The 1,194-nt window shown below is 56.3% G+C and carries 1 protein-coding gene; it reads right to left on the bottom strand.

All coding sequences use genetic code 11. The features are described 5' to 3' along the window. Positions 1 to 1,100, bottom strand: a 1,100-nt coding sequence (locus EFR00_RS32755) for an O-antigen ligase family protein (RefSeq protein ID WP_148102835.1), incomplete at its 3' end; no start/stop codon positions are given. Positions 1,101 to 1,194 lie beyond the last annotated feature (94 nt).

Genomic DNA, 1,194 nt, shown 5'->3' with positions numbered 1-1,194 from the left:
GGACCGGGTTCCTTTTTCCACGCGGCTATCACGGGCGTCAGGAGCAGCAGCGAAAGCGCCGCGATGCCGACAACGCCGGCGTCAATTCCCGCTGTCAGAAAGCCATTATGAACATGCGAGAAGGTCAAGTATGGCCGCATGCTGTCTGGCAGTTCCGCCAAGACCGAGGCCATCCTGTTTTGCGGGCCGTAACCGGTCAACGGGTCCTTGCTGATTGCTGACAGTGCGCCTTTGTACAAAGCGACCCGTGCGCTGAGTGAGGTAATCTCGCCTTCACTGCGTTCAAGCGCTGCCATATTTTCCTGCAGCGCCTCGATGCGATGGATGATCTGGCCGCTGCCCAGCGCGATAAGTCCCGCAAACAACAAAGAGCCGGTGATGGCGAGACTGCGCAAACTCAGATGGAAGCTGTGTTTGCGAAAATACCAGAGAAAGATGACGAGATGGACGGGAATGGCCAGCCAGGCGGAACGCGTTCCGGAAAGCAGCACGCAGCCGAGGCCGGCGGCATATCCCAAGATCCCAATTCTTTGCTCGACGCTTTTGGGAGATTGAACGTTAAGAAGCGCAACGCCCCCGAAAAGAAGGCCTATGATTCCGAGGAGCGCTGCATTCGATGTCCCAGCCTCTGCTCTCTCCATCAGAAACATGATCTGCAGCAGGCTCATGATAAAGGTAACGATCATGCCGATCCCGGCGCCGAGGATAAACAGTGGCACGAGGCGGCCATCGGGCGATTGGCGCATTCGCGGCAATATCAGCCAAATCGAAAAAAAGGGCAGGAGCCGGAATATCCAGTCCGCCACTTCGGAGTAAGGCGGGTTGATGAAGATGCTGGCGATCATCACCAGCGGGTAGATCGTCATGCAGATGGCGACTGCCCGGTCTGATTTCGAAAAGTTCAGAGGAAAGCGGGCCGTCGCCAGCAAGTAGATGCCCGACAGCATCGACGCGAGGAGGATGAACCCGTTGAAATTGGGTGAAAGTCCGGGCAGGATTGCAAAGAGAAAAACCGCAATGCCGTTGGTTCGATCAAGCGTGCTTCCAGACCCGTCCCCGGGATGAAGTATCGCAATCACGAGTTGCCTGAAATAATTCACTTTGCTGATCCTGAGGTGTCATTGATCCAGCCTCGCTAAGGACCGATGTCACCGCTGTCAAGTTGTGGAAGCGGACCCCAACCCGCGCTTTTCT

The organism is Rhizobium sophoriradicis (assembly GCF_003939025.1).
Taxonomy (GTDB): domain Bacteria; phylum Pseudomonadota; class Alphaproteobacteria; order Rhizobiales; family Rhizobiaceae; genus Rhizobium; species Rhizobium sophoriradicis.
This window is presented reverse-complemented; position numbering and strand designations above follow the sequence as displayed.